This is a genomic window from Amycolatopsis orientalis DSM 43388, assembly GCF_000411975.1.
Classification (GTDB): Bacteria; Actinomycetota; Actinomycetes; order Mycobacteriales; family Pseudonocardiaceae; genus Amycolatopsis; species Amycolatopsis orientalis_D.
The window spans coordinates 1-4,907 of the sequence record NZ_ASXG01000061.1 but is presented as its reverse complement, the minus strand read 5'-3'; the positions used below and the strand labels follow the sequence as shown (position 1 = coordinate 4,907).

General features: G+C 70.9%; 6 protein-coding genes and 1 pseudogene. All 7 read left to right on the top strand.

The annotated features are described in order from the left end of the window. Positions 1–222 (top strand): annotated as a pseudogene (locus L942_RS10385) (WXG100 family type VII secretion target); the annotation flags it as partial. A gap of 7 nt (positions 223–229) precedes the next feature. Then, positions 230–1,051, top strand: coding sequence for an ESX secretion-associated protein EspG (locus tag L942_RS10380; protein ID WP_037358129.1), 822 nt, complete (start codon positions 230–232; stop codon positions 1,049–1,051). A gap of 36 nt (positions 1,052–1,087) precedes the next feature. After that, positions 1,088–1,870: a transglycosylase SLT domain-containing protein gene (locus tag L942_RS10375; protein ID WP_037358127.1), complete on the top strand. Its 783-nt coding sequence runs from the start codon at positions 1,088–1,090 to the stop codon at positions 1,868–1,870. Between the two features lie 10 nt (positions 1,871–1,880). Next, positions 1,881–2,990 (top strand): CHAP domain-containing protein, encoded by a 1,110-nt coding sequence (locus L942_RS10370; RefSeq protein ID WP_081655016.1) that lies wholly within the window; start codon positions 1,881–1,883, stop codon positions 2,988–2,990. Continuing rightward, positions 2,987–3,286, top strand: a complete 300-nt coding sequence (locus L942_RS10365) for a YbaB/EbfC family nucleoid-associated protein (protein WP_037358124.1) — start codon at positions 2,987–2,989, stop codon at positions 3,284–3,286. The genes L942_RS10370 and L942_RS10365 overlap by 4 nt, the downstream gene beginning before the upstream one ends. After that, on the top strand, positions 3,286–3,813 hold the full coding sequence (locus tag L942_RS10360; RefSeq protein WP_235079029.1) for a hypothetical protein: 528 nt from the start codon (positions 3,286–3,288) through the stop codon (positions 3,811–3,813). The genes L942_RS10365 and L942_RS10360 overlap by 1 nt, the downstream gene beginning before the upstream one ends. Before the next feature lie 833 nt (positions 3,814–4,646). After that, entirely contained in the window at positions 4,647–4,838 is a 192-nt protein-coding gene (locus L942_RS10355) for a hypothetical protein (protein ID WP_037358120.1), read from the top strand. The last annotated feature ends 69 nt before the right edge of the window (positions 4,839–4,907 follow it).

Sequence of the window (4,907 nt, the reverse complement as noted above, 5' to 3'; positions counted from 1 at the left end):
GGAGCCGGGAGCGCGGCCGCCGGTGCGGCCGGTGCGGCCGGGGCGGCCGGGGCCGCGGCGGGCATGCGCGGCGGCAGCCCCACGTCCGGCGGGTTCTTCCCGCCGATGGCGGGACAGCGCGGCGAAGGCTCCGAGGACCACCAGAACCGCTACACCAAGGGCAGCGCCTTCGATTTCCTCGAGGACCTGCCGGACGCGTACCCGCCCGTGCTGGGCGAGTGAGGCGGGGATGGCCAGACATCTCCCGGCGGTCGACGGGATAGCGCTCTCGCACCTGGAATTCGACCTGCTGTGGGCGGATTTCGACCTCGGCCCGCTGCCGTATCCGCTGGACGTGCCCTCGCACGGGGCCACCATGGACGAACGCGACCGGCTCGGCGCGCAGGTCGCGGAAAGCCTCGCCGCGGCCGGGCTGCTCGACGACGAGGACGAACCCCATCCGCGGCTCGGCCAGGTCTTCGCGGTGCTGGCGCGACCGGTGTTTTCGGTCGACCTGCTGGTGTTCCGCGATCCGCCGCTGCGCGCGCTGGCCGCGGCCGGGCGCAAACTGGGCGTACTGGCCGTTCTCGACGCGGGCGAACTCGCGCTGAGGCCGTGCCTGCCGGACGACGTCCCGCAGCTCGCCGCGGGCGTCGTCGGTCCCGCCGAACCCGGGCCGGGCACCGCGGTGCGGTTGCCGCGCGAGGCGTTTTCCGAGGCGATGCAAGCGTTTGCGAACCAAGGGCACGCCGCGTTCGAGCGAGTGCTGGGCCGGGCGGGTCTCTCCGGCCGGGATCTGCGCGCGCTTTCGACGCTCGTCGCCACGCCGCGCGTCGCGTACGGCCAGTTCGCGGTGAACGGTCCGGGCGGGCGTTCGCCGGTAGTCGCTTGGTACGACACGGAAGCCGGCCGGTACGGCGCGGTCGTGCGGGAGTCCGCGGGCACGAAATGGGTCACTGTCGCGCCCGCGGACCACGCGTGGCTCGCCGACCGGATGCAGGAGCTCGGACGCGAGGTGTCGTCCGTTCGGGGGACTGGGGAACCAGCACGCGAAGGGTTCCGTCTCACTTAGGGCAGCGGCGAGGCGCCCTGCTGAAGGGGGCAGGAAATGAGCAAGTTGTCGGCCGAGGAAATCGCCCAGCACGCGTACCGGGCGGGATTCCGCGGGCACGCGCTGACCACCGCGGTCGCGGTGGCGCTGGCGGAATCGGGCGGGAACACCCGCGCGCACAACGGGACCCCGCCGGACAACTCGTACGGGCTGTGGCAGGTCAACATGCTCGGCTCGCTCGGGCCCGCCCGCCGTCACGAGTTCCACCTGCGCTCCAACGACGAACTGTTCAACGCGGACGAGAACGCCAAGGCGGCCTGGGCGATTTCGGGGCACGGCAAGAGCTTCCAGCCGTGGTCCACCTACACCAACGGCGCGTACCGCAGCCATCTCGCCGCCGCGCGCAAGGCCGCCGAGGACGTCGCCCGCCACCACGGCAAGGGCGGGCACCAGCCGCACCAGACCGAGCACCGCCCGCACAAACCGCACCACGGCAAGGGCGGCAAGGACGGCGGGTTCAAGGCCGATCTCGAACAGTTCCTCGCCTACGAGCGCACCACCGAGCACGTCGCGAACGAACTGGTGTCGGTCGGCCGGAAGACGGTGCACCGGGTCTCCGGGATCGCCAAGGACAGCTTCGGGAAGGTCGGCCAGGAAACCGGATTCGCCGACGCGCTGGGGGATTTCAGCCGTTCGCTGGAATCACAGGTGCGGGCCACCGGGGCGCACGCGCGCACGCTGAGCGCGTCGGTTTTCCGCGCCAGGCAGGCCTACGCGGGCGCCGACGCCGACGCGGGGGCGGCGATCCGCGAACAGGACATCAAGGGCATTCTGGGCTGAGGGGGAATCCGTGCTGGACACCGCAGGAGTCGCGACGCTGTTCGCGGACGAGATGAAAACGCACCACGGCAAGCTCCAGGGCAAGGCCGCCGAGTCACAGGCCGCGCAGCAGGCGCTGCAGCAGGCCGCCCACGAGATCACCGCGCAGTACGAGGCGCAGCGCAAAGCGGCGCACGCGTTGCTGAACACCTGGCACAGCAAGGCGAATCCGGCGTTTGAACACGACACCGACAAGTTCGGCCGCGACCTCAAGGTCACCGCGCAGGCGAGCACGCACGGGGCCGCAGTGGTCGGCGAGGTCACCGACGCGCTCGCCGGGCGGCACCAGGCCACCGGCAAGCTGATCGACGAGTTCGTCGCGAAGGCGCGCAAGATCATCGACGCCGGATACGTCCTGGCGCGCAACGGAAGCCCGGCCGCGCTGCTCATGGCGATCGGCGACGTGGTCGACCTGGCCGGCAAGTACCTGAAGGAATCCGGCGGGCACTTGAAGAACGCCCGCGCCGAGATGGAGGAAGCCGCCCGGAAGCTGCGCGCGCTGCAGAAGGACCTGAACCACGACGGCGTCGCCGACCCGGGCGGAGCGCACCACGGCAAGTCCGGGGAGCAGCACAAGAAGCACGAGCAGCACAAGAAGCACGAAGCGCACAAAAAGCACGTGCGGCACCACGGGGGCACGCACGCTAGCCACAGCAAGAAGGTCGACGAGATCCTCGCCCACGCGCGGCACAACCTCGGCTACCACGAGGGCCCGAACAACCGGAACAAATGGGGCCCGACCGGACAGCCGTGGTGCGCGTACTTCGCGACGTCGATGTGGCGTTCGGCCGGCGTCGACATCCCGAAGTACGGCTTCACCGGCGACGTCTACAAGTGGGGCCAGCGCCACCACCTCGCCTACGACCGCGCCGCGCTCGCGCACAACGCCCGCCCGGGCGACACGATCCTGTTCGGCGACGGTCCGTCGTGGGGGCAGAGCCACCACATCGGGATCATCGAAAAGGTCGAGGGCAACAAGATCACCACGATCGAGGGCAACGCGAACGACCAGGTCGAGCGCCTTACGTACACGCTGCCGCGCGACCTGCACAAGTTCTACGGCGGAGTGCACCCGCAGTGAGCATCACCGGCACGGCGCGGCAAGCCGGGGTGACCGTGGAGGTCGCCCCGGGCGGAGCACTGCGCACCCTGGAACTGACCGCGGACGCCCTCCGCCGCGGCGGCCCCCGGCTGGCGGACACGATCCTGCGCGCGGTGCGGGAGGCTGCCGCGGAGGCGAACGAACGTGCTCGCCGTGCCTTGGAAGCCGAGCTGGGCGATCTCAGCGGTGCCGAGCTGGGCCGCCTCGGCCTCGGTTCGGAGCAGGACCTGGCGGAGCGCGCCGAAGACACCACGCCGGACACATGGAGGGTGTGATGACGGAGGCGTACCGGGAGAACGCGGCGGAGCAGGTCGAGGCCGAAGTTCCGGATTCGCGGGAGCAGCCCGGCCCCGCGGACAGGGACGAGCGGGGGATCGACGAACTCATCGAGATCGCCGAAGAAGTCCCCGACCAGCTGGGCTTGTCCGAAGGCCTGTCCGCGATCCGCGCGACGGCCAGCGGAGAGGGCCTGACCGTGACGGTGGATGTGCACGGCATGCTCGTCCGCCTGGACATCGGGGAAGCTGCCCTGGACCTGGGCCCGGCCGCACTGGCCGCGGAGATCACGCGCCTCACCACGGAGGCCGGCGCGCAGGCACTGCGGCAGGGCATGCAAGCCGTCCGCGCCGGCTGCGTACCCGCAGTCGCGGCGGCGGTCGAAGACGCGTTGGACCTGGACGACGTTCCGGAGCCCGCTCCTGCTGCCCGCCCGGCACCCGCACCGGAACCGACGTCACGGCGCCGAGCCCCGGTCGCCGACATCGAGGACGAAGGGTTCGTGTTGAAGCCGGTCAAGGACTGAGTGCCGCCGGGCGGATCGCCCCTGCTCGAGTGCCCCCCGCCGGTCGTGGCGGAGCGGTCTGCTGCTCCGATTTCGCGCTAGAAGGTTGCGGGATCTGAACCGTGGGCCTCCCCAGCCCTGGTCGGTTGTGGCCGGTCGTTGGAGCCGCGCGGGAGCGTTCGCCGCGCCGGTGCCCGGTGCCTGGGTGGGAATCGCGGTGTGGAGGGGCGCTGCCTCTCCAGTCCTGGCGGCCGTTGGAGGTGCGGTGGGTCTGTCTGCTGCGTCGGTGCTTGGCGACGAGGTCGCGCTTGGGTGGGAATCGCGGTGTCGAGGTGCGGTGGTGGCGCTGCCTCCCCGGCCTGGCGGTCGTCGGAGGTGGTGGGTGGGTGCGTCTGCTGCGCCGATTCCCGCGACGAGGTCCAAGCGGTCACGGTTGTCGAGTCGTGGTCGTGGCGTTGGCCCTCGGGTGCGCCTGGTGGGTTGCGGCGGCCGTTGAAGGCGGGTCGGGCCTGGCGATGCTCGGGCGTTGGAGCCGTCCTCAGCTGACGAACAGTCCGGTCCTTGCGATTCCAAGCCACGGCGAGGACGCTTGCCTCCCCAGGTCCTGCGGTTGCGGCGGGCGGGCGGAGCGGTCTGCTGCGCCGATTCCTGCGACGAGGTCGCGCGGGTCTAAGCGGTCCCGGTCTCAAGCCGTCGTCGTGGCACCGGCCCGCGCGGGTGCGTCCAGTGCGTTCCGGCCGTGGGAGGCATGTCGGGTTTGGGCGATATTCCGGAGCCGGAGCCGCGCTCACCCGCTTGAGCGGGCTCGGTGCGTCCCCGAGCGGGCGTCCGCGCCCGATGCCATCCTGGGGGACATGACCCACTACGCACTGACCCAGTCCGTGGCGATCGCGACCGACCTCGAGGCCAAGGGGTTCCTCGGCACGGTCGGCAAAATCGCCGCCGCCACCGTTATTTTCTTCATCGCGATCGGCCTGATCGTCGGGCTCATCATCGGGTACTTCATCGGCCGTTCGGTCGGTCGGCGCCAGGGCAGCGGCGTCTGAGCGGGTTAATACTCCAGCTGTAGTTCGTGATCTTGCTGGAGGGGTCGTGTGAGACGGGTGCGGCCGCCA

Excerpts from the sequence above, each read along its gene's own strand:
- L942_RS10380 (WP_037358129.1), top strand. The coding sequence starts at position 230 with ATGGCCAGACATCTCCCGGCGGTCGACGGGATAGCGCTCTCGCACCTG.
- L942_RS10375 (WP_037358127.1), top strand. The coding sequence starts at position 1,088 with ATGAGCAAGTTGTCGGCCGAGGAAATCGCCCAGCACGCGTACCGGGCG.
- L942_RS10360 (WP_235079029.1), top strand. The coding sequence starts at position 3,286 with ATGACGGAGGCGTACCGGGAGAACGCGGCGGAGCAGGTCGAGGCCGAA.
- L942_RS10355 (WP_037358120.1), top strand. The coding sequence starts at position 4,647 with ATGACCCACTACGCACTGACCCAGTCCGTGGCGATCGCGACCGACCTC.